Origin of the sequence: Sphingorhabdus sp. (assembly GCF_046596595.1) — a bacterium.
Taxonomy (GTDB): Bacteria; Pseudomonadota; Alphaproteobacteria; order Sphingomonadales; family Sphingomonadaceae; genus Sphingorhabdus_B.
Genome location: NZ_JBKJMB010000086.1, coordinates 1 through 22,600 on the forward strand (window position 1 = coordinate 1; position 22,600 = coordinate 22,600).

Annotated in this window: 23 protein-coding genes and 1 tRNA gene; 16 read left to right on the forward strand and 8 right to left on the reverse strand. The window is 56.7% G+C overall.

The features are described 5' to 3' along the window. Positions 1-138: 138 nt before the first annotated feature. Positions 139-1,233 (reverse strand): alkene reductase, encoded by a 1,095-nt coding sequence (locus ACLL9E_RS08150; RefSeq protein WP_411291241.1) that lies wholly within the window; start codon positions 1,231-1,233, stop codon positions 139-141. Between the two features lie 73 nt (positions 1,234-1,306). Here ACLL9E_RS08150 and ACLL9E_RS08155 point away from each other — a divergent pair, with 73 nt between their 5' ends. From ACLL9E_RS08155 to ACLL9E_RS08185, 7 genes are read left to right on the forward strand one after another with little or no spacing between them, the layout of a single operon-like run. Beyond that, entirely contained in the window at positions 1,307-2,179 is an 873-nt protein-coding gene (locus ACLL9E_RS08155; RefSeq protein ID WP_411291242.1) for a DMT family transporter, read from the forward strand. 38 nt (positions 2,180-2,217) lie between these two features. After that, positions 2,218-2,886 carry a COQ9 family protein gene (locus ACLL9E_RS08160; protein WP_411291243.1) on the forward strand — a complete coding sequence of 223 codons (669 nt, stop codon included), beginning with the start codon at positions 2,218-2,220 and terminating at the stop codon, positions 2,884-2,886. 48 nt (positions 2,887-2,934) lie between these two features. Further along, positions 2,935-3,177, forward strand: coding sequence for a ferrous iron transport protein A (locus ACLL9E_RS08165; protein ID WP_411291244.1), 243 nt, complete (start codon positions 2,935-2,937; stop codon positions 3,175-3,177). Then, a complete protein-coding gene (gene feoB / locus ACLL9E_RS08170) occupies positions 3,174-5,027 on the forward strand; it encodes a ferrous iron transporter B (protein WP_411291245.1) in 1,854 nt (617 codons plus the stop codon). The genes ACLL9E_RS08165 and feoB overlap by 4 nt, the downstream gene beginning before the upstream one ends. Positions 5,028-5,064: 37 nt before the next feature. Continuing rightward, positions 5,065-5,589, forward strand: coding sequence for a single-stranded DNA-binding protein (gene ssb, locus ACLL9E_RS08175; RefSeq protein WP_411291246.1), 525 nt, complete (start codon positions 5,065-5,067; stop codon positions 5,587-5,589). Positions 5,590-5,636: 47 nt separating this feature from the next. Continuing rightward, on the forward strand, positions 5,637-6,311 hold the full coding sequence (locus tag ACLL9E_RS08180; protein WP_411291247.1) for a TVP38/TMEM64 family protein: 675 nt from the start codon (positions 5,637-5,639) through the stop codon (positions 6,309-6,311). Then, positions 6,304-7,764: a dihydrolipoyl dehydrogenase family protein gene (locus ACLL9E_RS08185; RefSeq protein ID WP_411291248.1), complete on the forward strand. Its 1,461-nt coding sequence runs from the start codon at positions 6,304-6,306 to the stop codon at positions 7,762-7,764. The genes ACLL9E_RS08180 and ACLL9E_RS08185 overlap by 8 nt, the downstream gene beginning before the upstream one ends. Here ACLL9E_RS08185 and ACLL9E_RS08190 read toward each other — a convergent pair. From ACLL9E_RS08190 to ACLL9E_RS08200, 3 genes are read right to left on the reverse strand one after another with little or no spacing between them, the layout of a single operon-like run. After that, positions 7,761-8,363, reverse strand: a complete 603-nt coding sequence (locus ACLL9E_RS08190) for a CDP-alcohol phosphatidyltransferase family protein (protein ID WP_411291249.1) — start codon at positions 8,361-8,363, stop codon at positions 7,761-7,763. The two genes, ACLL9E_RS08185 and ACLL9E_RS08190, sit on opposite strands and share 4 nt — an antisense overlap. Before the next feature lie 12 nt (positions 8,364-8,375). After that, positions 8,376-8,906, reverse strand: coding sequence for a YceD family protein (locus tag ACLL9E_RS08195; RefSeq protein WP_411291250.1), 531 nt, complete (start codon positions 8,904-8,906; stop codon positions 8,376-8,378). After that, positions 8,900-9,424 (reverse strand): ubiquinol-cytochrome C chaperone family protein, encoded by a 525-nt coding sequence (locus ACLL9E_RS08200; RefSeq protein ID WP_411291251.1) that lies wholly within the window; start codon positions 9,422-9,424, stop codon positions 8,900-8,902. The genes ACLL9E_RS08195 and ACLL9E_RS08200 overlap by 7 nt, the downstream gene beginning before the upstream one ends. A gap of 112 nt (positions 9,425-9,536) precedes the next feature. Here ACLL9E_RS08200 and ACLL9E_RS08205 point away from each other — a divergent pair, with 112 nt between their 5' ends. Continuing rightward, complete coding sequence (locus ACLL9E_RS08205; RefSeq protein ID WP_411291252.1) at positions 9,537-10,010, forward strand: outer membrane protein assembly factor BamE; 474 nt, start codon at positions 9,537-9,539, stop codon at positions 10,008-10,010. Between the two features lie 279 nt (positions 10,011-10,289). Here ACLL9E_RS08205 and ACLL9E_RS08210 read toward each other — a convergent pair whose 3' ends face one another. Continuing rightward, a complete protein-coding gene (locus ACLL9E_RS08210) occupies positions 10,290-12,551 on the reverse strand; it encodes an NADP-dependent malic enzyme (protein ID WP_411291253.1) in 2,262 nt (753 codons plus the stop codon). Between the two features lie 102 nt (positions 12,552-12,653). Between ACLL9E_RS08210 and mutS the strand changes: the two genes are divergently transcribed. Then, positions 12,654-15,260, forward strand: coding sequence for a DNA mismatch repair protein MutS (gene mutS / locus ACLL9E_RS08215; RefSeq protein WP_411291254.1), 2,607 nt, complete (start codon positions 12,654-12,656; stop codon positions 15,258-15,260). On the opposite strand, the gene ACLL9E_RS08220 is transcribed toward mutS, so the two are convergent. After that, a complete protein-coding gene (locus tag ACLL9E_RS08220; RefSeq protein WP_411291255.1) occupies positions 15,261-16,526 on the reverse strand; it encodes a NupC/NupG family nucleoside CNT transporter in 1,266 nt (421 codons plus the stop codon). A gap of 85 nt (positions 16,527-16,611) precedes the next feature. Here ACLL9E_RS08220 and ACLL9E_RS08225 point away from each other — a divergent pair, with 85 nt between their 5' ends. The 6 genes from ACLL9E_RS08225 to ACLL9E_RS08250 all read left to right on the forward strand — a co-directional run bounded on the left by ACLL9E_RS08225 (position 16,612) and on the right by ACLL9E_RS08250 (position 20,750). After that, the gene (locus tag ACLL9E_RS08225; protein ID WP_411291256.1) at positions 16,612-17,274 is read left to right on the forward strand and encodes a queuosine precursor transporter; all 663 of its coding nucleotides are present in this window, start codon (positions 16,612-16,614) and stop codon (positions 17,272-17,274) included. Next, positions 17,271-18,161 carry an acetylglutamate kinase gene (gene argB / locus ACLL9E_RS08230; RefSeq protein ID WP_411291257.1) on the forward strand — a complete coding sequence of 297 codons (891 nt, stop codon included), beginning with the start codon at positions 17,271-17,273 and terminating at the stop codon, positions 18,159-18,161. The genes ACLL9E_RS08225 and argB overlap by 4 nt, the downstream gene beginning before the upstream one ends. 82 nt (positions 18,162-18,243) lie before the next feature. Continuing rightward, positions 18,244-18,546, forward strand: coding sequence for a YggT family protein (locus ACLL9E_RS08235; RefSeq protein ID WP_411291258.1), 303 nt, complete (start codon positions 18,244-18,246; stop codon positions 18,544-18,546). Then, complete coding sequence (gene folD / locus ACLL9E_RS08240) at positions 18,543-19,439, forward strand: bifunctional methylenetetrahydrofolate dehydrogenase/methenyltetrahydrofolate cyclohydrolase FolD (RefSeq protein ID WP_411291259.1); 897 nt, start codon at positions 18,543-18,545, stop codon at positions 19,437-19,439. Before ACLL9E_RS08235 ends, folD begins: the two co-directional genes overlap by 4 nt. Positions 19,440-19,443: 4 nt before the next feature. Beyond that, complete coding sequence (locus ACLL9E_RS08245; protein WP_411291260.1) at positions 19,444-20,130, forward strand: hypothetical protein; 687 nt, start codon at positions 19,444-19,446, stop codon at positions 20,128-20,130. After that, positions 20,127-20,750, forward strand: a complete 624-nt coding sequence (locus ACLL9E_RS08250) for a MarC family protein (RefSeq protein WP_411291261.1) — start codon at positions 20,127-20,129, stop codon at positions 20,748-20,750. The genes ACLL9E_RS08245 and ACLL9E_RS08250 overlap by 4 nt, the downstream gene beginning before the upstream one ends. On the opposite strand, the gene ACLL9E_RS08255 is transcribed toward ACLL9E_RS08250, so the two are convergent. Both ACLL9E_RS08255 and ACLL9E_RS08260 read right to left on the reverse strand, forming a co-directional pair. Further along, entirely contained in the window at positions 20,751-21,368 is a 618-nt protein-coding gene (locus ACLL9E_RS08255) for an LON peptidase substrate-binding domain-containing protein (protein ID WP_411291262.1), read from the reverse strand. Further along, the gene (locus ACLL9E_RS08260) at positions 21,365-22,282 is read right to left on the reverse strand and encodes a tetratricopeptide repeat protein (protein ID WP_411291263.1); all 918 of its coding nucleotides are present in this window, start codon (positions 22,280-22,282) and stop codon (positions 21,365-21,367) included. Before ACLL9E_RS08260 ends, ACLL9E_RS08255 begins: the two co-directional genes overlap by 4 nt. A 177-nt stretch (positions 22,283-22,459) precedes the next feature. On the opposite strand from ACLL9E_RS08260, the gene ACLL9E_RS08265 reads away from it, so the two are divergent. Next, positions 22,460-22,534 (forward strand) — tRNA-Gly (locus ACLL9E_RS08265). The last annotated feature ends 66 nt before the right edge of the window (positions 22,535-22,600 follow it).

Below are 22,600 nucleotides of genomic sequence, written 5' to 3' on the forward strand. Positions count from 1 at the left end.
CATGCGTTCGCCACCGTGGATAGCGGCCGAGCACAAGCGCGCGGCGCGGCCAAAGCATTTCCGCGCCCGCGAGCAACAAGAGCAGCAAGGCGGGGATGGCTATCGCATAAAGGCCAAGCCCCGCCTCGATCATGTGCGTTACGCGTCCGCCTTTTCGAGGAACGGATAGTCGGTATAACCTTCCGCGCCGGGTGAATACCAGGTCTTGAAATTATCTGGTGCCAGCTCCGCACCTGTCCGCAGTCTCTCTGCTAGGTCGGGGTTGCTGATATAGGGCCGCCCAAAGCTGATGGCGTCGGCGAGCCCTGACGCAAGATCCGCGTCAGCCAGTTCCCTGGTATATTCCTGATTGAGCACCAAGGGACCCTTGAACACCTTGCGGATTTCCGGCGAGATGCGCGGGACTTCGGTTTGCCCGAAATTGCCATATGGCTTGATTTCGCGCAGCTCGAGGAAGGCGATGCCAATGTCCTGAAGCGCGCTGGCAGCAGCGGTAAACAAGGCAACGGGGTTGCTGTCATCCGCGCCTTGAGTTTCGCCATTGGGTGACAGCCGCACCGAGGTACGCTCCGCGCCCACGGCATCGACAACAGCTTGCGTTACCTCGCGCAGCAAGCGAATCCGGTTTTCAATTGCGCCACCATAATCGTCGGTGCGAAAATTGGTGTTGTCGCGTAAGAACTGGTCAATCAGATAGCCATTGGCCGAATGGATTTGGACGCCGTCAAAACCGGCAGCAATGGCATTCTTGGCCGCATGGACATAATCGGCAATAACACGCGGGATTTCAGAAATATCCAGCGCGCGTGCTTCGGTATAATCTTTCTTGCCTTCTGCGGTATGCGCATAACCCGGCGCTGTGGTCGCCGAGGACGATACAGGCTGCGCGCCGCCCAGAAAGTCTGGGTGCACAAGGCGGCCCATGTGCCACAATTGGAGGATGATCCGCCCACCCGCGTCATGGACGGCCTGCGTGACTGGCTTCCATGCCTTTACCTGATCGTCGGACCATATGCCGGGCGCGGATGGCCAGCCAAGGCCTTCCTGGCTGATGCCTGTGGCTTCAGCGATAATGAGACCAGCTGTAGCGCGTTGGCTGTAATATTCGGCTTTGAGCTCGGATACAGGCACATGCACCCCTTCGCTGCGTCCGCGTGTGAGCGGGGCCATCAATATACGATTGGGCGCCGATATGGCACCAAGGTTTATCGGGTCGAACAAAGTTGCAGTCATGCGATTTCCTGTCATTAAGGCGTTTCTTTGCCGCCAAGATGCGGATGAAAGTTGCAAATTGCAACGGGGGTTTATGCAGCAGAAGATTTTCCATCAGCAACCGCCGCGTATGCTTGCCTTTGCCGCATTGGTCGCAGGCAATGTGGCAATTGCCTTTGGGCCTTTGCTGGTGCGACTGGCCGATAGCGGGCCAATTGCCACCGGATTCTGGCGGTTGGCGCTCGCCACGCCTTTTTTGTTGCTGGTGGGGTATCGATTTGGTTTTCGGTTTTCGGCGCTCGGCACACCCACGATCTGGCTTGTCATTATTGCGGGCCTCTTTTTCGGCGTCGATATCATCTTGTGGCATATCGGCATTTTTCAAACGAAAATGGGAAATGCTACATTATTTGCGAACTGCGCTAGTCTGCTTCTCGTGGTCTATGGCGTAGTAGCAGCACGTAAAATGCCATCAAAATGGGAGAGCATATCGGTGCTGTTCGCATTTGTTGGTGCTGCCCTGCTGATGGGACAGAGTCTGGAATTGTCGCCGCGCCATTTTGCTGGTGATCTTTTGTCGCTCGGGGCCGGATTGACTTACACCGTGTATCTGCTGTTGATGATTCGCGTGCGGCAAAATACCGAAAGCTGGGGCGCGCTTGGCATGGCCAGCGCAGTCGCGGCCGTTGTATTGCTGATGGGCGCTGTCATCGCAGGCGAACAAATTATCCCCACAACCTGGTGGCCAGTCATCTTGCTGGCCTTTACCTCGCAATTTTTCGGTCAAGGCTGCCTAACCTACGCGCTCCCGCATTTTAGCCCGTTGGTCATTGGCCTTGCCTTGCTGCTTCAGCCTGCTTTGTCGGCAGCGGCGGGTTGGCTGGCCTTTGGCGAAACGCTCACGGCGATGGATTTTGTTGGAAGCTTTTTGGTCATGGTCGCTTTGGTTCTGGTGCGTAAGCAATAGGTCTTTTCTTGGCGGCGGCGAACACCTACATATAAGTCATGACATTAAATGCCCTCCCCGCCGATCCGACGCTTGACGAAATCCGCGTCGCGCTCGCTCCAGTCCTTGGCCGCCACGCTGGTTTTGACGGTTGGTCTGATGCGGCTGTTCACGCCGCCGCCGACGAAATGGGTGTCGACCGCGACGTTGCGATGCTTGCGATCAAGGGCAAGGCGATCGACATGATCGATGCCTGGATTGAAGGCATTGATCTGGAGCTCGCGCGCCGTTTGCCAGCGGACATGCTCAATGCCATGAAAATCCGCGACCGGATTACCGCTTTGGTTGCCACGCGGTTAGAGATCATGGCTCCCGACCGGGAGTCGCTGCGCCGCGCACTGGCAATCATGGCGATGCCGCAGAACCTGCCCAAGTCCGCGAAGATTGGCTGGCGGTCGGCTGATCGCATGTGGCGTTTGGCGGGTGATACGTCGAGCGACTTCAACCATTATACCAAACGCATGACGTTATCTGCAGTATATGCGAGCACGTTGAGCGTATTCGTCAACGACGACAGCGAAAATTTTGCCGATACGCGCACTTTTCTCGACCGGCGAATCGATAATGTGATGCAGATTGAAAAGGTGAAATACCAAGCCAAGCAGCGTCAGGAATATGTTCCAAGCCTCTCGCGTTTCATCGGCCGGCTGCGTTATCCTGCACGCTGAATTTAAATCGCTATTGATGTTATTGCGAATCGGTTGCAAATAGCGCGCGTGCAACTTGATCACCTTCCACTTAACCGCAGGGCGGTTATCCGGGCCATTCATTGGGATGCCTTGCCCGATCAGGAAGGGCATCGCTTGCGCTCGCTCGGGTTTGAACCCGGCGTCGTCATTGAGGCACTGCACAAGGGCATTTTAATGTGGCGTGACCCGTTGGCCGTGCGCGTTGGGCGCATGACGGTCGCGTTACGTCTTAATGTCGCGGCTGCCATTGACTGCGAATTGTCCGCATGACTCAAATGCCCCCTCTCGTGGCATTGGTCGGCAATCCCAATGCCGGGAAGAGTGCGCTTTTTAACGCGCTGACCGGCGCGCGTCAGAAAATTGCCAATTATCCAGGCGTCACCGTGGAGCGAAAATCGGGGCGTGCGACTTTCGCCGATGGCAGACCTGCGGAAATGATCGACCTGCCAGGTGCCTATAGTCTCGAGCCCGATAGCCTTGACGAAGCCGTAACGCGCGACGTTGTTTTGGGCAATCTGGAGGGGCATCGCCGACCCGATGCGTTGGTGATTGTGCTTGATGCGGGCAATCTCGACAATCATCTGCGCTTTGCGCTTGAGCTGATTGCGCAAGGCCTGCCGACGGTGGTTGCGTTGAACATGATCGATCTGGCGGAACGTGATGGACTTCTGCTGGATTCTGAAACGTTGGCGCGCGCGCTTGGCGTCCCGGTCATCGAGACCGTTGCCGTCCGGCGGCGCGGGCTTGAACCCCTGATGATCGCGCTTGACCAAGCGCTGAAAAACCCACGGCCAGCGCAGGAACCCCTTGCTGCCTCTTTCGGCGCGCGAAATCAGCAGGCACGCGACATCGCCCGCTCTGTGATTATAAGCGAAACCGCTGGCCGCCAATGGACGCGCCGGTTGGACGCTATATTGTTGCATCCGGTCGGCGGGGTCATCATCTTGCTCGCGTTGCTGTTCTTGATGTTTCAGGCGGTCTATGGCTGGTCCGAAGCGCCGATTGGCTGGATCGAAAGCGGCTTTGCGTTCGCCAGCGATGCCATCACAAATACGCTGCCCGAGGGCCTGTTTCGGTCGTTCCTGACCGACGGCGTCATTGCCGGTGTTGGGTCGGTCATTGTGTTCCTGCCGCAAATCCTGATCTTGTTCCTGTTCATCTTGTTGCTTGAGGCATCGGGCTACATGACAAGAGCCGCTTTCGTCATGGACAGGATGATGGCAGCGGTTGGCCTTTCCGGACATAGCTTCATTCCATTATTGTCATCCTTTGCCTGCGCAATTCCCGGTATCATGGCGACGCGCACGATCATGGATCAAAAGGAGCGGCTGGCGACCATTCTCATTGCGCCGCTGATGACATGTTCCGCCCGCTTGCCGGTCTATACCGTCATCATCGGCGCGTTCATTCCGGCGTCTTCGGTTGGCCCCGGCATTGGCCTGCAAGGGTTAGTATTATTTGGTTTGTATATTGCCGGCATATTGGGGGCGATGCTGGCAGCAGCGGTCATCCAGCGTTTTGTCACGCAAAGCCGGGCAAGCAGTTTCCTCATCGAAATGCCGCGTTATCAATGGCCACGTCCCGGCGATATTGCGATCAATTTGTGGCAGCGTGCATGGGTGTTCTTGCGCCGTGCAGGGACGATTATTTTTGCCGCAACGATCATCTTGTGGGCGCTGTTGAGCTTCCCCAAGGCACCCGAAGGCAGCAACATTTCGCAGGTCGAATATTCGGTCGCCGGTCGAATCGCCGACGGACTTGAGCCCATTGTGCGGCCCATCGGCTTCAACCATGATATAGCGCTTGCGCTTATCCCCGCCATGGCGGCGAGAGAGGTTGCCGTATCCGCGCTTGCGACCGTCTATGCCATTGATGCAACAGACGAAGATGCTGCGGCCACCAGCCTCGGGCCAAAATTGGCGGCGGATTGGTCATTGGCGACTGCGCTCGCCTTTCTTGCCTGGTTTGTTTTCGCGCCCCAATGCATCTCGACAATTGCCGTCACCCGGCGTGAAACCAATGGGTGGAAATGGCCGATTTTCATGGTCAGTTATCTTTTTGCGCTGGCCTATGCGGCGGCAGGCATAACATATTGGACAGCGCGTTCCTTCGGCTTATAGCAAGCCAACAAACACTTTTGCATTAGAGGACAGGAACATGGCGGGAAGCGTCAATAAAGTCATCATCGTGGGCAATCTGGGCGCTGACCCCGAAATCAAATCTTTCCAGAATGGCGGACGCATCTGCAATTTGCGCATCGCGACCTCCGAAGACTGGAAAGACCGCACCACGGGCGAGAAAAAAGAACGCACCGAATGGCACACCGTCGTGCTCAACTCGGACGGGCTCGTCGGGGTTGCCGAACGCTTCCTGAAAAAAGGCAGCAAGGTCTATATCGAGGGCCAATTACGCACCCGCAAATGGCAGGACGCATCGGGCAATGACCGTTACACAACTGAAGTTTCAGTTGCGGGTTTTGACGGTAAGTTGGTGATGCTCGACGGTGCCAAGGGTGGCAGCGGCAGCGGCGAAGGCTGGAGCGGCGGCGCATCGGGCGGCGGGTCATCGGGCGGTGCGTCAGGTGGTAACAATTGGGGCGCTGGTGGCAGCGGCGGCGGATCTTCATCGGGCTTTGGCGGCGGTGACTTCGACAATGATCTTGACGACGACGTACCATTTTGATCGCTGACAACAGGGCAGCGCTGGCAGCATATTGAGAAGGGGGCAAAGTGAAAAAAGCTATTCTGGCCTTCATCCTCATTGCCGCGATTGCCGCTTATTTTGTTTTTGACCTTGGCCAGGTCCTGAGCCTTGAAAACTTCAAGGCCAGTCAGGCCGACATTGTTGCGGCCAAGGATGCCAACCCTGTTCTCTACATAACAGGGTTCTTCATTCTCTATGTCGCGGTGACCGGACTTTCGATTCCGGGCGCTGCGATCATGAGCCTGGTTGCGGGCGCATTATTTGGCGTTGTGTTGGGCACGATCATCGTCTCCTTTGCCTCAACTATCGGCGCGACATTGGCCTTCTTAAGCGCGCGTTTTGTATTGCGCGATTGGGTGCAGGGGAAATTTGGCGAACGCTTGCGCGCGATTGATGACGGGCTTGAAAAAGACGGCGCCTTTTATCTGTTTACGCTGCGCCTGATTCCTGTGTTTCCCTTTTTTGTGATCAACCTGCTGATGGGCCTCACGCGGATTAAAACGCGGACATTTTTCTGGGTCAGCCAATTGGGCATGTTGCCTGCGACCGTCGTATTTGTGAACGCCGGCACGCAAATTAGCCGGATCGACAGCACTGCCGGGCTTTTGTCGCCAACGCTTATTGCGTCCTTTGCCGCGCTTGCGCTTTTCCCATGGGTCGCAAAGGGCATCGTTGCCCTGGTGAAGCGCAGCCGTGGCTGAACGCTGGCAAAAACCCAAACGGTTCGACCGAAATCTCATCGTCATCGGCGCTGGTTCTGCGGGTCTGGTCTCGTCCTATATCGCGGCGATGGTCAAGGCCAAGGTCACGTTGATCGAAGCGCACGAAATGGGCGGTGACTGCCTGAACACCGGATGCGTTCCGTCCAAGGCGCTGATCAAAAGCGCCAAGGTCGCGCACCAGATCGCTGACGCGGCGCGCTTTGGCATTGGAGCCAGCGCGCCAGTTGTCGACTTCCCCGCAGTGATGCGCCGCGTGCGCGATGTTATTACCGCGATTGAACCGCATGACAGCGTCGAGCGCTTTACGGGCCTTGGCGTCGATTGCGTCAAAGGCTATGCGCGCTTTGTCGATCCGTGGATGGTCGAGATCAATGGCGAACGTCGGCTGACTGCCAAAGCCTTTGTCATTGCCACTGGCGCTGCCCCGTTCATCCCGGAATTGCCCGGGGTAGAGGACAGTGGCTATCTGACCAGCGAGACTTTGTGGGATGCCATGGCCACGCGGGCAAATACGCCTGCCCGGCTGGTCATTTTGGGCGGCGGCCCGATTGGCTGCGAGCTTGCGCAGGCGTTTCAGCGAATTGGATCACATGTGACCGTCGTCGAAATGGCCGACCGTTTGTTGTTGAAAGAAGACGCCGATGCTGCCTTTTTGGTCACCGCGCGGCTGCAGGCTGAAGGCGTCTCCATTCGCACAGGACATCGCGCGCTCCGCTTTGAACCGGGCAAGACCCTTATCGTTGCGGGCCCCGAGGGCGAGGTTGCGGTTCCCTATGACGACATCATCATTGCGGTCGGGCGCAAGCCGCGCGTGTCGGGCTTTGGCCTTGAAGAACTTGGGCTTGTTGTCGATGGGCGCCTACCCAATGATGCCTTTTTGCGCACAAACATGCCGCATATCCTGTGCGCTGGCGACGTTGCGGGAAAACAGCAGCTCACCCATGGCGGCAGTCATGAGGCTTGGTATGCCAGCGTCAATGCGCTCGCGCGCCCGTTCAAAAAATACCGGACCGATTACCGCATTCTGCCACGGGTGACCTATACCGAGCCTGAACTCGCGACCGTTGGCCTGACCGAGGCAGAAGCGCAAGAACAGGGTGTTGCTTATGATCTGACGCGCTACGATCTCGATGATCTTGACCGCGCGATTGCGGAGAGCGAGGCGCATGGTTTTGTCAAAATCCTAACTGCAAAAGGCAATGACCGGATCTTGGGCGCAACGATTATCGGCCAAAATGCAGGCGAGATTTTGGCTGAAGTGACTTTTGCGATGAAGCACAATATGGGGCTGCGCAAGATTCTGCAGACGATTCATCCCTATCCCACCTGGGCCGAAGCGAACAAATATGCCGCCGGTCAATTTGGCTTGGCGCGCAAGCCCGAGGGCTTGCTGAAATGGGCCGAACGCTGGTTCCGCTGGCAGCGCGGTTAGCCGAAGCTTTTTGCCGCGAGCAGTACGCGCTGAAGCACCGTCAGCACACAAAGCGCCGCAAAAATGACGGCCAGTGTCGGGAAAAATGTCGGGAAAAGACAGAACAGGACGAAAAAGGCGATGGTCTCCCCGCCCTCCATCAAGCCTGTTGAATAGACGAATGCTTTTGGCCCATGTGCGCCCTCTTCGGACCCGCGCCTGCCGGATATGGCAGCGAAAGCCAGAAAGCTCACTGCCGTCAAAGTGAAGCTTGCGATCAGCAACAAGGCTGGCAACGCATTGGCAGGGTCGATCAATCCAAATGCGACGGGGACTGCGATGTAGAATATGTAATCGCATATCGTATCGAGATAGCCGCCAAATTCTGTGGGGCCGTTGATGCGGGCAATTGCGCCATCAAGGCCGTCAAAAATCCGGTTCAGCACGACGAATACCAAGGCAGCGGTGAAATGGGATTGCGCGATGAAAAAGGCGGCGCATATGCCGAGAACCGCACCTGCAACGGTCAACGCATTCGCCGGGATCCTTGCACCTGCAAACCAGACGGCCGCGCGAACAAGCACCGGATCGACCAAACGGCGAAGCGCCACATCAAACATGGCGCGCGGCGCTCATTTCTTCGCTAGCAAGTCCTTGAGGCCAGCCAGCGCGCCTGTGGGGACAACATCCTCTTCGCTCTTTACACCAGCGGCCTTGAGCATTTTCTCGGCTTCGGGGCTGCGCGGATAAGGGTTCAGCGCAAGGCCCAAGGACTGGGCAACGGCTTCACCCAGATCGATCGTCTGGCCATCATGAAACATCGTGTCGCAATCGTCGGGCTCAAGCTCAAGCTCCACTTCGCCGCTGACGACTGGTTCGGGGATGAAGCGGATATGCACTTGCTCGTCCAATTTCGCTGGAACAGGATCATGCGAGGCAATGCAGAATTGCGCTAGGTCCGCCGTGAAACGACCGGTTGCAACCACGCCCTCGGCATCGTGCGCGAGCGATATTTCCGCCTTCAGCGAATCAAGCGCAGCAAGGTCAAATCGCGCCATAAGCCCATTGCGGGCTTCTGCATCGGCAGTCAGCTGAATGTTCCGGCTGTGGTTTCCAACTTCGGACAGCTTGATAACATGGGTAAACTCATTGCGGGTCACCATTTGGCGTCGCCCTCAACGATCATGTCAGGCAGTTGCGACCCAAGCGCGCGTTCGACATCAAGCAAAGCTTGGCGTGTGTGTGCAAGTGCCTCTGGCGACGGCGCGGCACCCCGGTAAAGATTTCGTATGAGAGCGTCGTCGAGCGTGCTGTTATCCGCCATCGCCGTCCGCAAAGCACCCAGCCTGCCCCCGACCGCGCTCATGATCTGGCCAATATGCTTGCCAACGATCATATCGCCGATGCCAACTTCGCGCAGCTGGCCGTCCATGTCGTCGACAAAGACTTCCGTCAGTCGAGCCATATCGAGCGCGTAAACTTGGCTTTCTTCAAGTCGCAGCAGTACGAGCGACAAAATGGCAGCGACCATGTCAAACCGGCCGTCAAGGCTGTCGGGCACCTGTCCATCAATGTACCAATGCGGCTCGCGGGCTTTTGCCACGATCTGGTTATACAATGGGACAAGCTTTAGCTTGGGGTCCGCCTGCCCGTTACCGAAAAGTCTTTTCATTAATGTCATAACGGCGCGCCTCATCCTTGCTCATCGGGCATTCATCCCGGATTGCATATTGATATTGCGCCACAAGGATGCAATGGCAAAGCCCAAGTTTAGTGGAATAGCGGAGAAGTCTATGCGCGCGTCGCAAATTGCCGGTCTTGTAACATTGATGGCCGCTATGACCCTATCATCGGGCTGCACGAGGCTGAAGGCCCATCAGGGCTACATTGGTGACCAGACTTTGCTATCTGCGGTTCAGCCTGGCGTTGATAACAAGGAATCGGTTCAGGCATCGCTTGGCCGTCCGACATTTATCGGCCAATTTGACCAGAACGACTGGTATTATTATGCACGCGACACCAAGCAGTTGGCATTTGCGCTGCCACAGGCGGACACGCAATATGTGCTGAAAGTCCGTTTTGACGAGGCCGGAAATGTTGCCTCTGTTGCCCAAACGGGCAAGGAACTGATTTCCAGAATCAGCCCGGAAGGCGACAAGACCCCAACACTTGGCCGCAATACCAGCTTCTTTGAAGAGATCTTTGGCAATATTGGTTCAGTCGGCGCAGGCGGCGGTCAGGGTGCGACGCCAAACAGCCCGAATTAAAGATTGGGTTCGCACGAAAGCACGAAGAAGGTTGTGGCCTTATGATGACGGGCCATATTTCAAACGCTGTCGTGCCAGTTTCAACACAGCTCGTCACTCTGAACGTGTTTGTGCGCAGCGCGCCTTATGCTCCGGAGTCTTAATTTTTCGCAGCGTCCACTAAAAGTAAGATGCTGAAACACGTTCAGCATGACAGCATTTTTTTGGCTTCTTCGTGCCTTTGTGCGAAACTTTCACGCTTTTTCATTTCGGGCGAAGCCACCGCCTCACCCCGCAAACTTACTCCGTCACCCCCGCCGCGGCCAGCACCGCAAGTGTTACAAGATCGCTTGTGCTTGACGCCATGGTCGCGACCTGCACCTGTTGCTCAATACCCAACAGCATCGGTCCAATAACCTGATCGCCGCCCAATTCGCGCAGCAATTTGGCCGATAGATTTGCCGATTGCAGGCCAGGCATCACCAGCACATTGGCTGGACCCGACAATCTGCAGAACGGATAATTTTTCATCAGCGCGGGGTTTAAGGCAACGTCTGGTGGCATGTCGCCTTCATATTCGAAGTCGGGCCGGCGGGCATCAAGCAAGGCGACAGCTTCGCGGATGTTGTTGAGCCAAGTTCCGGCTGGGTTGCCGAAGGTCGAAAAGGACAGAAACGCGACACGCGGCACATGACCCATACGGCGGGCGACCGCAGCAGTCTTTTCGGCAATATGCGCCAATTCCTCGGCGCTCGGGCGTTCGTTCACGGTGGTATCTGCGATGAACACCGTGTGCGTCTTGCCGACCATGACGTGAATGCCAAAAGGAATCGCGTCCTTTTTCGGGTCAAGCACGCGGCGCAATTCGCGGAGCGTCTGGCCAAAGGTGCGGGTGACGCCGGTAATCATTGCATCCGCTTGATTCATCTGAAGCAGCAATGCGCCAAAGATGTTGCGGTCGCGGTTGACCATCCGCTGAACATCGCGGCGCAGATAGCCGCGCCGCTGAAGCCGGTTATACAGCCGGTCGACCATTTTATCGACGAGCGGACTTTGGACGCTGTTATGGATTTCATATTGATCCGGGTCGGCGCCCAATCCGATCAGCTTTTCAATCACGCGTGCATCGCGTCCAATCAACACGGGTATGCCATAGCCATCCTGCTTGAACTGGACGGCGGCGCGCAGGACAACATCCTCCTCCGCTTCAGCAAAAATTACGCGTTTTGGTTTTGCCCGTGCAGCTTCATAAACTTGCGTGAGCGCAGACGTTGTCGGATTTTGACGCGCCCGCAGGGTCGCGCGATAGGCATCCATATTGGCAATCGGTTTTTGCGCGACGCCCGAGTCCATTGCGGCCTTGGCAACGGCCGAGGCGACGATTTCCATAAGGCGCGGGTCAAAGGGCGAAGGAATGATATAGTCGCGCCCGAATTTATGCATCAATCCGCCATAAGCCGCGGCCACTTCTTCGGGGACCGTTTCGCGCGCCAATTGGGCCAGTGCATGCGAAGCCGCAATCTTCATTGGCTCGTTGATGGTCGTCGCCCGCACATCCAGCGCGCCGCGAAACAGAAACGGGAAGCACAGGACATTGTTGACCTGATTGGGGAAGTCCGACCGGCCAGTTGCAATGATCGCATCGGGCCGTGCAGCGCGGGCCACCGGCGGCGAAATTTCGGGATCGGGGTTCGCCATGGCAAAGATAATGGGCTGATCCGCCATCGATTTGACCATATCGGCGCTCAACGCGTTGGCAGCCGAAAGCCCGAGAAAAACGTCAGCACCGACAATGGCTTCGGCTAGGGTGCGCGCCGTGGTCTTGGCCGCATGCGCCGATTTCCATTGGTCCATGCCTTGAGTCCGGCCCTGATAGATCACGCCCGTACGGTCACACATGATGACATGATCGTTCGGCACACCCATGGCCTTGATCAGCTCGGTACAGGCAATGGCGGCAGCGCCCGCGCCATTGCAAACGACCTTAATGTCCTTGAATGACTTTCCGGTCAGTTCACACGCGTTTATCAATCCGGCGGCAGCGATTATCGCCGTACCATGCTGGTCATCATGAAAGACGGGAATGTTCATCCGCTCTTTCAAGGTCTGTTCAATGATGAAGCAATCGGGTGCGGCGATATCTTCGAGATTTATTCCGCCAAAAGTGGGCTCAAGCAACTCGACCGCGTCAATGAAACGCTGCGCGTCTTCAGTCTTTACTTCAATATCGATCGAATCGACATCAGCGAACCGCTTGAACAGCACCGCCTTGCCTTCCATGACGGGTTTGGAAGCAAGTGCGCCCAGATTGCCCATGCCAAGAATGGCGGTGCCGTTCGATATTACGGCCACAAGATTGCCCTTTGCGGTGTAGTCGTAAGCCGCTGCGGGATTATCGTATATTGCCTGCACTGGCACCGCGACGCCCGGCGAATAAGCGAGCGACAGATCGCGCTGAGTCGCCATTGGCTTGGTTGCCACGATCTCAATCTTCCCGGGACGCCCTTGCGAATGGAAATCCAGCGCTTCTTGCGCAGTAAATTGGACGTCACTGTCGTTCATTATTGGCCCTGACCGGTTATCATATATTTATCCGCACCTAACGTGGTGATGACGTAAGGGCAAGCATTGCCCCGTCCGGCTGGCTTCGCTAACGCAACTGATATGGCGGGGGACAACATAGCGACACCGATGATGGTGCAATATCTCGGGCTAAAGGCCAAAGCGGAGGATTGCCTGCTTTTCTACCGCATGGGGGACTTTTTTGAACTGTTCTTCGATGATGCGCGCGCAGCAGCGGCGACGCTTGATATAGCCTTGACCTCGCGCGGCGAGCATGACGGCAATCCGATTCCGATGTGCGGCGTGCCTGTACACGCCGCCGAAGGTTATTTAGCGCGGCTGATTAAGGCAGGACACCGCGTTGCCATCGCCGAGCAGACCGAAAGCCCCGAACAGGCCAAAGCGCGCGGTGGATCAAAGACGCTTGTCGCGCGTGATATTGTCCGTTTTGTCACAGCTGGCACGCTGACCGAAGATAGCTTGCTTGATAGCTGGTCCTCCAACATGCTCGTTGCGGTGGCGCAAGTTGGAGAGGCTTTCGGTCTAGCTGCGGCGGATATCTCAACGGGGCATTTCGAACTTGTCACAGTGCCACATGGATCGCTTGAGGCGGAGCTTGCGCGGCTTGCCGCAAGTGAAGTTGTTGTGCCCGATGGCTTTATGTATGCGCCGCCGGACGTAATCGTCCGGCCGCGTGTGGATTTTGACAGCGTCATTGGCGGCGATCGGCTGAAACAGCATTTCGCGCTTGAAACGCTTGCCAGCATCGGTCCCGTTACCCGCGCCGAACAAGCAGCGGCAGGCGGCCTCATCGCCTATCTGGCGCACGCCGGGCAGGGCAAAATGCCTTTCCTGAAGCTGCCGGTCCGGCGTGAGGTGCACGCGCATCTTTTGATTGATCAGGCAACGCGCGACAGCCTTGAGATTAACAGCGCCAGCAAGGGCGGACGGGCTGGGTCTTTGCTGGCCGAGGTCGACCGCACGATAACAGGCGCGGGCGCGCGGCAACTGGCTGCCGATCTTGCCGCACCATTGATGGACAAAACGCAAATCGATGCGCGGTTGTCGCTGGTGCAATGGTTCCATGACGCGCCGCTGACCCGCGATGCCGTGCGCAGCGCCTTGCGCGCACTGCCCGATATTGCCCGCGCGCTTGGCCGCGTAGTAGCCGGGCGGGGGAGCCCACGGGATCTGGGCCAAATCCGCGACGGTCTGGATGCGGCGCGGATGTTGCGGGAACGTCTGGGGAATATGGCGGACAAGCCTGTATTGTTGGACCAACTTCTCCCTGTTTTGGATGGCCATGGGCATATGGTCGACCATCTTGCCCGCGCGCTGGTATCAACGCCGCCGACAGACACGGCGCAAGGTGGCTATATTGCAGAGGGTTTTGACGCGGCCCTGGATGTTTTGCGGGGCGCTGGCCGTGACGGGCGTCAGGCGATTGCGCAGATGGAGGCGCGCTATCGTGAAGCGACGGGGATCGCCGCGCTTAAAATCCGGCATAACGCTGTGCTTGGCTATTTTGTCGAGGTGCCCGCCAGACATGGCGATGCGTTGATGGCACCTGGAACCGGCTTTACCCATCGGCAGACCATGGCTGGCGCGGTACGGTTCAACTCGCCCGAGCTGCATGAAGAGGCGGTGCGCATCACGCAGGCGGGGGGCCATGCCTTGGCAGCAGAGGCTGCGCACCTTGAAGAGCTGGTCGCAATGGTGCTTGCACGGCGCGACCAGATCGCTGCCAGCGCCGATGCCCTGGCGCGCATTGACGTGTCTGCAGCGCTTGCCGAACGTGCGGCGGAAAGCAATTGGTGCCGACCAAGCTTTGTTGCCCACCCATGCCTGGAAATAGAAAGCGGACGCCATCCCGTGGTGGAAAGTGCGCTGGCAAAATCTGGTGACCGCTTCATTGCCAATGATTGCAAGCTGTCGCCTGAAAAGCGACTTTGGCTGGTCAGCGGCCCCAATATGGGTGGTAAGTCCACTTTCCTGCGGCAGAATGCGTTGATTGTGCTGCTGGCACAGGCAGGCAGCTATGTTCCTGCGACATCGGCGCGGCTTGGGCTGGTCGACCGATTGTTCAGCCGCGTCGGCGCGTCGGACAATCTGGCGCGTGGCCGGTCAACGTTCATGGTCGAAATGGTCGAGACCGCCGCCATTCTCGCGCAGGCCACCGAACGCAGCTTTGTCATATTGGACGAAGTAGGGCGTGGTACCTCGACTTATGATGGTCTGGCGATTGCGTGGGCAGTGGTTGAAGGGATTCACGAAACCAACCGGTGCAGATGCCTGTTCGCAACGCATTATCATGAGCTCACGCGCTTATCCGAAAGCCTCGATGCGTTGTCGCTGCACCATGTCCGCGCAAAGGAATATAAAGGCGATCTGGTGCTGCTGCACGAACTGGCCGAGGGCCCAGCAGACCGGAGCTATGGCATTGCGGTCGCAAAGCTGGCCGGCCTTCCGCCGCAGGTGGTGGCGCGCGCAAGCTCGGTGCTCGCTAGACTTGAAAAAGGCCGCGCTGAAACCGGCGGGCTGGCCGCAGGGCTTGGCGACCTGCCATTGTTCAGCGCCGCGCTTGATGCCGCCGAGGCCAAGGTGGACGCATTGCGCGACAAGCTGACGGGGCTTGATATCGATGCCCTAAGCCCGCGCGCGGCATTGGACTTGCTGTATGAACTCAAGCGCGCTGCCGGTGAAAACTGACTAAGTTAGCGACAGAAAAAGTCCGGCAAGCGCTGCGCTCATCAAGTTGGATAACGACCCGGCGGCAAGCGCCTTCAATCCAAGCTTGGCAATCATTGGCCGCTGATTTGGCGCAAGTCCGCCAGTGACAGCCATCTGGATGGCAATCGAGCTGAAATTGGCAAAGCCGCACAAAGCAAAGGTCACAATGCCGACGGTCGGCGCAGACAGAGTGTTCAATGCCCCCAGATCAATAAACGCCACAAATTCATTCAGCACAATCTTGGTGCCGAACAAGCCCCCGGCTTGAATCGCCTCGCCCCACGGAACGCCAAGCAGGAACATGATGGGCGCAAAGACATAGCCGACAATTTGCTGGAAGCTTAGGCCCGGCAGACCAAACCAGCCGCCTATCCCGCCCAATATGCCATTGGCTAGCGCAACCAGCGCGACAAAGGCGAGCACCATAGCGCCGACGGCTACGGCCAGCTTCACGCCGGTTTGCGCACCTTGTGCCGCGGCCATAATGATGTTGGCAGGCTTTTCCTCGTCATCGTCAACCGCCATAACGGGTTCATCATCCGGATGCGGATTGGCCAATGCAGGGTCGCCTTCTGCAAGCACGACAGGCGGCACGTCTGGCATTATAATTTTCGCCATCAATATGCCACCGGGGGCCGACATGAATGCCGCAGCGAGCAGATAATCGATCCGGATTCCCATCGAGGCATAAGCCGCCAATATGGTTCCGGCAACACCCGCCATGCCGACGGTCATGACGCAGAATAATTGTTCAGGCTTCAGGCCAGCAAGATAGGGACGAATGACCAATGGCGATTCCGATTGGCCAACGAAAATATTGGCTGCAGCGCACAGGCTTTCGACTTTGGAAATGCCGGTAATCTTCTGAAGCCCGCCGCCAATCCAGCGGATCACATATTGCATGATGCCAAGATAATAGAGGATCGAAATGAGCGAGGCGAAAAAGATGATGACGGGCAATGCTGCAATAGCAAAGCTGTTACCGCCGATTTCAGGCGAGGCGAGCGGGCCAAAGATGAACTCGGTACCCTTGGCCGAATAGCCAAGCAAATTAGACACCCCGGTCGATGCTGCGTTCAATGCGACCTTGCCCCATGAGGTGTACAAAACCAAGGCAGCGAGCGTAATCTGCAAGGCAAACGCCGCGCCCACCACACGGAATTTGATCGCGCGGCGGTTTGACGACAGCAGAACGGCAATCGCCAGAATCACGACCATGCCCGCGATGCTTAATAAAATTTGCATAAAGTCCCGACCCCAGAATATTGTCGCGACACCTAGCGCTATCGTTGGCCTTGCGCCAATAGATTTAGACGCTAGTCAGATTTGCATGACTGACAAGACCACATCGGGCGTATCATTGGGCGCCATTCCGCGCTCGCTTTTCGTCTTTGCCATATTTTATGGGGGCATGGTGCCCTTGGGCGGGTTTTTGGGCGCAAAGCAGGTGTCCATCGGGCCACTTGCCGTCGAAGCCGGGATATTTCCATTCCTGACACTGATTGCGGTGTCGAGCGCGATTGCGGAACTGCATGGCCGGGCTGTGGCTGACCGTCTGGTGCGCTATGGTTTTGTGCCTTTGTTCATTGCGATTGGCCTTGCCTATTTCGTACTTCAGCTGCCGACCGACCCTGAAATGTATGAACCCGCCAAGGAAGCCTTTCCGATCATCGTCGGCCAAAGCGGACGGATGATGGCTGCAGGCATACTGGCTTATGGCGTTTCGGTGTCGTTGAACGTCTGGTTGTTTGCGCGGATGAAGGGCACATCGGGTAAGTTTCTTGCCTTTCGCGGTTTTATTGCCGCGGCATTGTCGCAGATTATCGACACTCTGATCTTTATTACCGTGTCATTCTATGGTGTTAGGCCCATTGCGGACCTCATGGTCGGCCAGATGATCGCAAAAATCGTTTTGTCGGCGATAATGGTGCCACTGGTGATCGCTGTGGTTGTTCGCATTGGTCGCAAATTGGACGCAGAGCCCGCCGCATGACAATCGATCCTGCCAATCTTGCCAAAGCCGAAACGCTCACCGAAGCACTGCCATATTTACAGCGCTACGCAGGCAAGACTTTCGTCGTCAAATATGGCGGCCATGCGATGGGCGATGCAGGTCTTGCGCGCGATTTTGCTGACGATGTCGTGTTGTTGAAAGCGGTGGGTATCAACCCTGTTGTGGTCCATGGCGGCGGTCCGCAGATTGGCGCCATGCTTAAGAAATTGGGGGTAGAAAGCGAGTTTGTCGATGGTCTGCGTGTGACGGATGCCGAGACCGCAAAGATTGCCGAAATGGTTCTGTCAGGCGCGATCAACAAAGAATTGGTCGGCTGGATTAACGCAGCAGGCGGGAAGGCAATTGGCATATCGGGCAAAGACGGCGGGTTTGTAACGGCAACAAAGGTACAGCGGACGAAAAAGGACCCCGACAGCAATATTGAGCGCAATATTGATCTGGGCTTCGTCGGCGAACCGACCATTGTTGACCGAAGCATCATTGATACCATTAGTGCAGCAGGGATGATTCCGGTCATCGCGCCAATCGGTGTGGGCACTGATGGCCATACCTATAATATCAACGCCGACACGATGGCTGGCGCGATTGCAAGCGCGCTGGGTGCTTCACGGCTGTTTCTGTTAACTGACGTCTCAGGTGTGTTGGACAAATCGGGACAATTGCTCACCGACCTCGACCCAGCAGCGATTGCGGAACTGCAAAGTGATGGCACGATCAGCGGCGGAATGATTCCCAAAATTCAGACCTGTGTTGATGCTGTGGAATCGGGTGTCGACGCTGCAGTCATCCTCGACGGCCGAACCAGCCATGCGATGCTGATCGAAATGTTTACCGTGAAAGGTGCAGGGACGCTCATCCACACATAAACTCTGGCCTGCACTGTTTTAGGCAGTTGATACAGCGCGCTGCCTCGGCTAACCGCATGGGCAGAACTACCCGGAGGATTTCATGCTTCTCGCGCTTATTCAAATTATCGGTTATCTGATGACGATCCTGTCGACTGTCGTCATCATCCAGTTCATTCTAAGCCTTTTGCTGTCGTTTAATGTGGTCAGCCTGTCGAATAACATCGTTGCTTCGATCTGGCAGGCGCTCAACGTCATTCTTGACCCGTTTTTAAAGCCCATCCGCAAGATTATGCCCGATACCGGCATGATCGATTTTTCGCCGATGGTGCTGTTGATTGGTCTGCGCATCCTTCAGATGCTGCTGATGGGTCTTGCCAATGATATTTCAGCGGGCGGGATGTGAGCAGTGCCACGATAATTGATGGCAAGGCATTTGCAGCCAAGTTACGCCACCGCGTCGCGGCGGGTGTTGCGTCGTTTGTTGCGATAACGCAGCGCAAACCCGGCCTTGCGGTCGTGCTTGTGGGTGATGATCCCGCCAGCCAGGTCTATGTCGGATCAAAGAAGAAAGCGACCGTTGAGGCTGGGATGAACAGCTTCGAACACCGTTTGCCAGCAACGGTGTCGCAAGAAGAACTGATCGCATTGGTCGAAACATTAAACGCCGATGATGCGGTCGACGGCATATTGGTTCAATTGCCCTTGCCAGCGCATATCGACGACAAGGCGGTCATCGCTGCAATTGACCCAGCAAAGGATGTCGACGGCTTTCATGTAGTCAACGCGGGGCGACTTGCGGTGGGCGAAGATGCTTTTGTACCGTGCACGCCGCTTGGCTGCCTGATGCTGTTAAAAGAATATGTGGGCGACCTGTCAGGCAAAAACGCTGTTGTCATCGGGCGGTCAAACATTGTCGGCAAACCGATGGCGCAGTTACTGCTCGCCGAAAATTGCACGGTCACGATTGCGCACAGCCGGACTCAGGATTTACCCGATGTCGTACGCCGCGCAGACATAGTGGTTGCTGCGGTTGGCCGCGCCGAGATGGTAACGGCCGACTGGTTGAAGCCCGGAGCGGTTGTTATCGACGTAGGTATCAATCGGCTACCGCCACAAGCTGGCGAAACCAAAGGGCGGCTAGTGGGCGACGTTGCGTTTGACGACGCGTTGGCGCATGCTGGCGCAATTACGCCAGTTCCTGGCGGTGTTGGTCCGATGACGATTGCCTGTCTGTTACGCAATAATCTGGTGGCTGCGCACCGTCGGGCAGGCTTGGAAGTGCCACAGGGAATTTGACGCCATGAAAGCATATCTTGCCCTTTTCCTGACTGCAACGCTTGCGGGTTGCGCTTCCGGGCCAAGTTCTGAATTCCTCAGTTTTCAGCCTAAAATCGCTAATCCAAGTGCAATCATTGCTGCTGAAATTGCTTTCAACCAGTTGGCCCAGCAAAAGGGCCAGTGGACCGCGTTTCGCGACACCGCGGCTAAGGATGCGGTCATGTTCGTTCCGCAACCCAGTAATGCGCTCGACTGGCTCAAGGGTAAGGCTGACCCGGCGCAGTCGGTGAAATGGCAACCGCATAAGGCGTTTATGTCCTGCGATGGCAAAACGGGCGTAACTACGGGCGGATGGCAAAAACCGGACGGCTCGACTGGCTATTTCACCACCGTGTGGCAGTTTGTTGAAAAGAATGACCGGGGCGATGGTACATGGAAATGGGTGCTTGACCATGGCGACGCGCTGACTGCACCCCGCGCGGCCAAAGAGATGATCGAAACACAGGTTGCAAGCTGCAAAGGCCGCGCGCCTGCAGCCCTGACCGCCCCGCCTGAGGGCGCAACGATGAAAACGGGCTACGCCCGCGACCAATCGCTGAGCTATGCGTATGTGGTTCAGCCCAATGGCGCGCGAAGCGTTGAGGTAAAGCTATGGAATGGCGAAGCTGTGGAAACAGTCATCGCTGATCAGGTCGCTGCACAAAAATGATGGATCTATTTCTCTCGGCATTCATCACATTTTTTGTGGTGATTGACCCACCTGGGTGTGCGCCGATTTATGCCAGCCTGACCAAGGGTGCCAATGCAGCGCAGCGTCGGAATATGGCGTTGCGCGCTGTCGTTGTCGCATCAGGGATATTGCTGGTCTTTGCGCTGTTTGGTGAACAGTTGCTGGGAGCTTTGCATATCGAGCTCAACAGCTTTCGCATTGCCGGCGGGATTATGTTGTTTTTGATTGCCATCGACATGGTTTTTGAAAAACGCACCGAGCGCCGGGAGGAACGCGCGCAAAAGATCATCGATACGCCAGAGATAGAGGACGTATCGGTATTCCCAATGGCGATGCCGATGATTGCAGGACCGGGATCAATCGCGTCTGTCATGCTGCTGATGTCGCAGAATGAAGGGATTGACCGCGCTGGTGTTATCTTGGGCGCGCTGGGCGCAGTCCTGCTTCTTACGTTGCTCGCATTGCTTGCTGCTGGCCCGATAATGCGGGTGCTAGGGGCAAATGCCGAAGCTGTGATCACGCGGCTTTTGGGTGTGCTTTTGGGCGCACTTGCCGCGCAATTTGTCATCGATGGCCTGCGCGCGAGCTTCCTTGGCTGATTATTGAAGCGTCACGCGGTCGTCGGAGCCATCATGGCGACCAAAAAACTGCATCAGCTGCACGATAGTATCTGCCCGATCCGAAAGTCCCCGCGCCTCAAGCAGCGCCTGCTTGGCGGCAAAGTCGAAAGGCGCGATCTGCGCAATGGCGTTGACCAATGAATAATCGTCCAATTGCGATACCGCCGTCCAATCGACGCTATAGCCTTGGGCATCGGCAAAACGGCGCGACTCGATTTCAATCGACGCGCGTTCAGCGAGCGATAGCGATTCGCTCATTTCGTCTTCATCCCATAGTTCAGCTTCGACTTGCCGAAAGCTGGTGGTGACGTTGAGCTCATTAACAATCGAAAAGCGTTGCACACCTTCAAGGATGATATTGTAACGACCATCGTCCAGCGCTTCGACGTCCTGAATCCGCGCAAGGCACCCGACATTGAACAATGGAGGTTGGTTGCCCTGTCCCTTCGGCTGAATCATGCCGACATTCCGGTCGCGGGCCAGCGAATCGCTGACAAGGTCACGATAGCGTGGCTCAAATATATGCAGCGGCAATTGCATGCTTGGAAACAGGATCGCGCCCGTAAGCGGGAAGATGGAGATGCGGCGCGTCGTCATCCGAACAGGATCGCTGACAATTTGCGGCGCGTTGCAGAAACCCATGGGTCCTCCAACCCAATCAGCGCGAAGATCTCCAACAGGCGGGCCTTGGCTGCGCCTTCGTTCCATTCACGGTCAGCCGATATGATGTGCAACAAGGCTTCCGCCGCGCCATCGCGGTCACCATCCGCCATCAAGGCGTTGGCAAGGTCGAGCCGCCGGTCATGGTCGTCGGGTGCGGCAGCTACAGCGGACTTCAACCGCGCCAGTTCTTCGGGCGGAACGGCCGCAGCAGCAATGCTCAAGACCGAAGCAGCCTTTTCCATCGCCGGGTCAGCCCGCACATCCTCTCCCAGGCTGTCATAAATGGCCTGAGCTTCGTCCTGACGCCCCATCGCGGTAAGCGCACGGATTAATCCCGACAACGCCGCCGGATGTTCCGGCAGCACAGACAGCACTTCAGCAAACAGGCCATAAGCTTGCTCAGCATCGTTTTGCGTGAGCAGCATTTCTGCTTCATCGAGCAACGGCGCTAGCTGAACGGCTGGGTCCGGTGCGGTTTCGCCGACCGAAATAGGAAGTTTCTCAAGCAATTGGTCGAGCATCTGCCTTATTTGCGGTTCCGTACGCGCGGGCGACAGGTCAGCGACCGGCTGCCCCTGAAACATCGCGTAGACCGTTGGAATCGACCGCACTTGAAATTGTGCAGCGATGAACTTGTTTTCGTCGACATTGACCTTTGCCAATATCACACCGCGATCTGCATATTCTGCCGCAATCTTCTCGAGTATCGGCGTGAGCTGTTTGCATGGCCCACACCATTCGGCCCAAAAGTCGAGAATGACCAAGCGCTCCATCGAGGGCGCAACAACGTCGGTCCGGAATTGCTCAACGGCTTTTTGTTCGTCGGTGGTAAGGCCCAGCGTCGCCAAGTTCATTTCTCCATGATTCAGGATTCGTTCCGTCCCCTATGCGAGCAAAGCACTGTCTTTCACAAGACAGGCTTTACCCCGTTTTCGTAAAAAGCGGCCATTTGGGGCTTGCGGGGGGATATACCCCATGCTAACGGCGCGCCTCACCCGTCAGGAATTAGATCCCTGACCGCCAGAGCGGGCGTAGCTCAGGGGTAGAGCACAACCTTGCCAAGGTTGGGGTCGAGGGTTCGAATCCCTTCGCCCGCTCCAGAATTAACTAGTAATTACAATAACTCACGCCGCATTTAGGCGCTTGTGCCGTTGCTATTTTTTGCG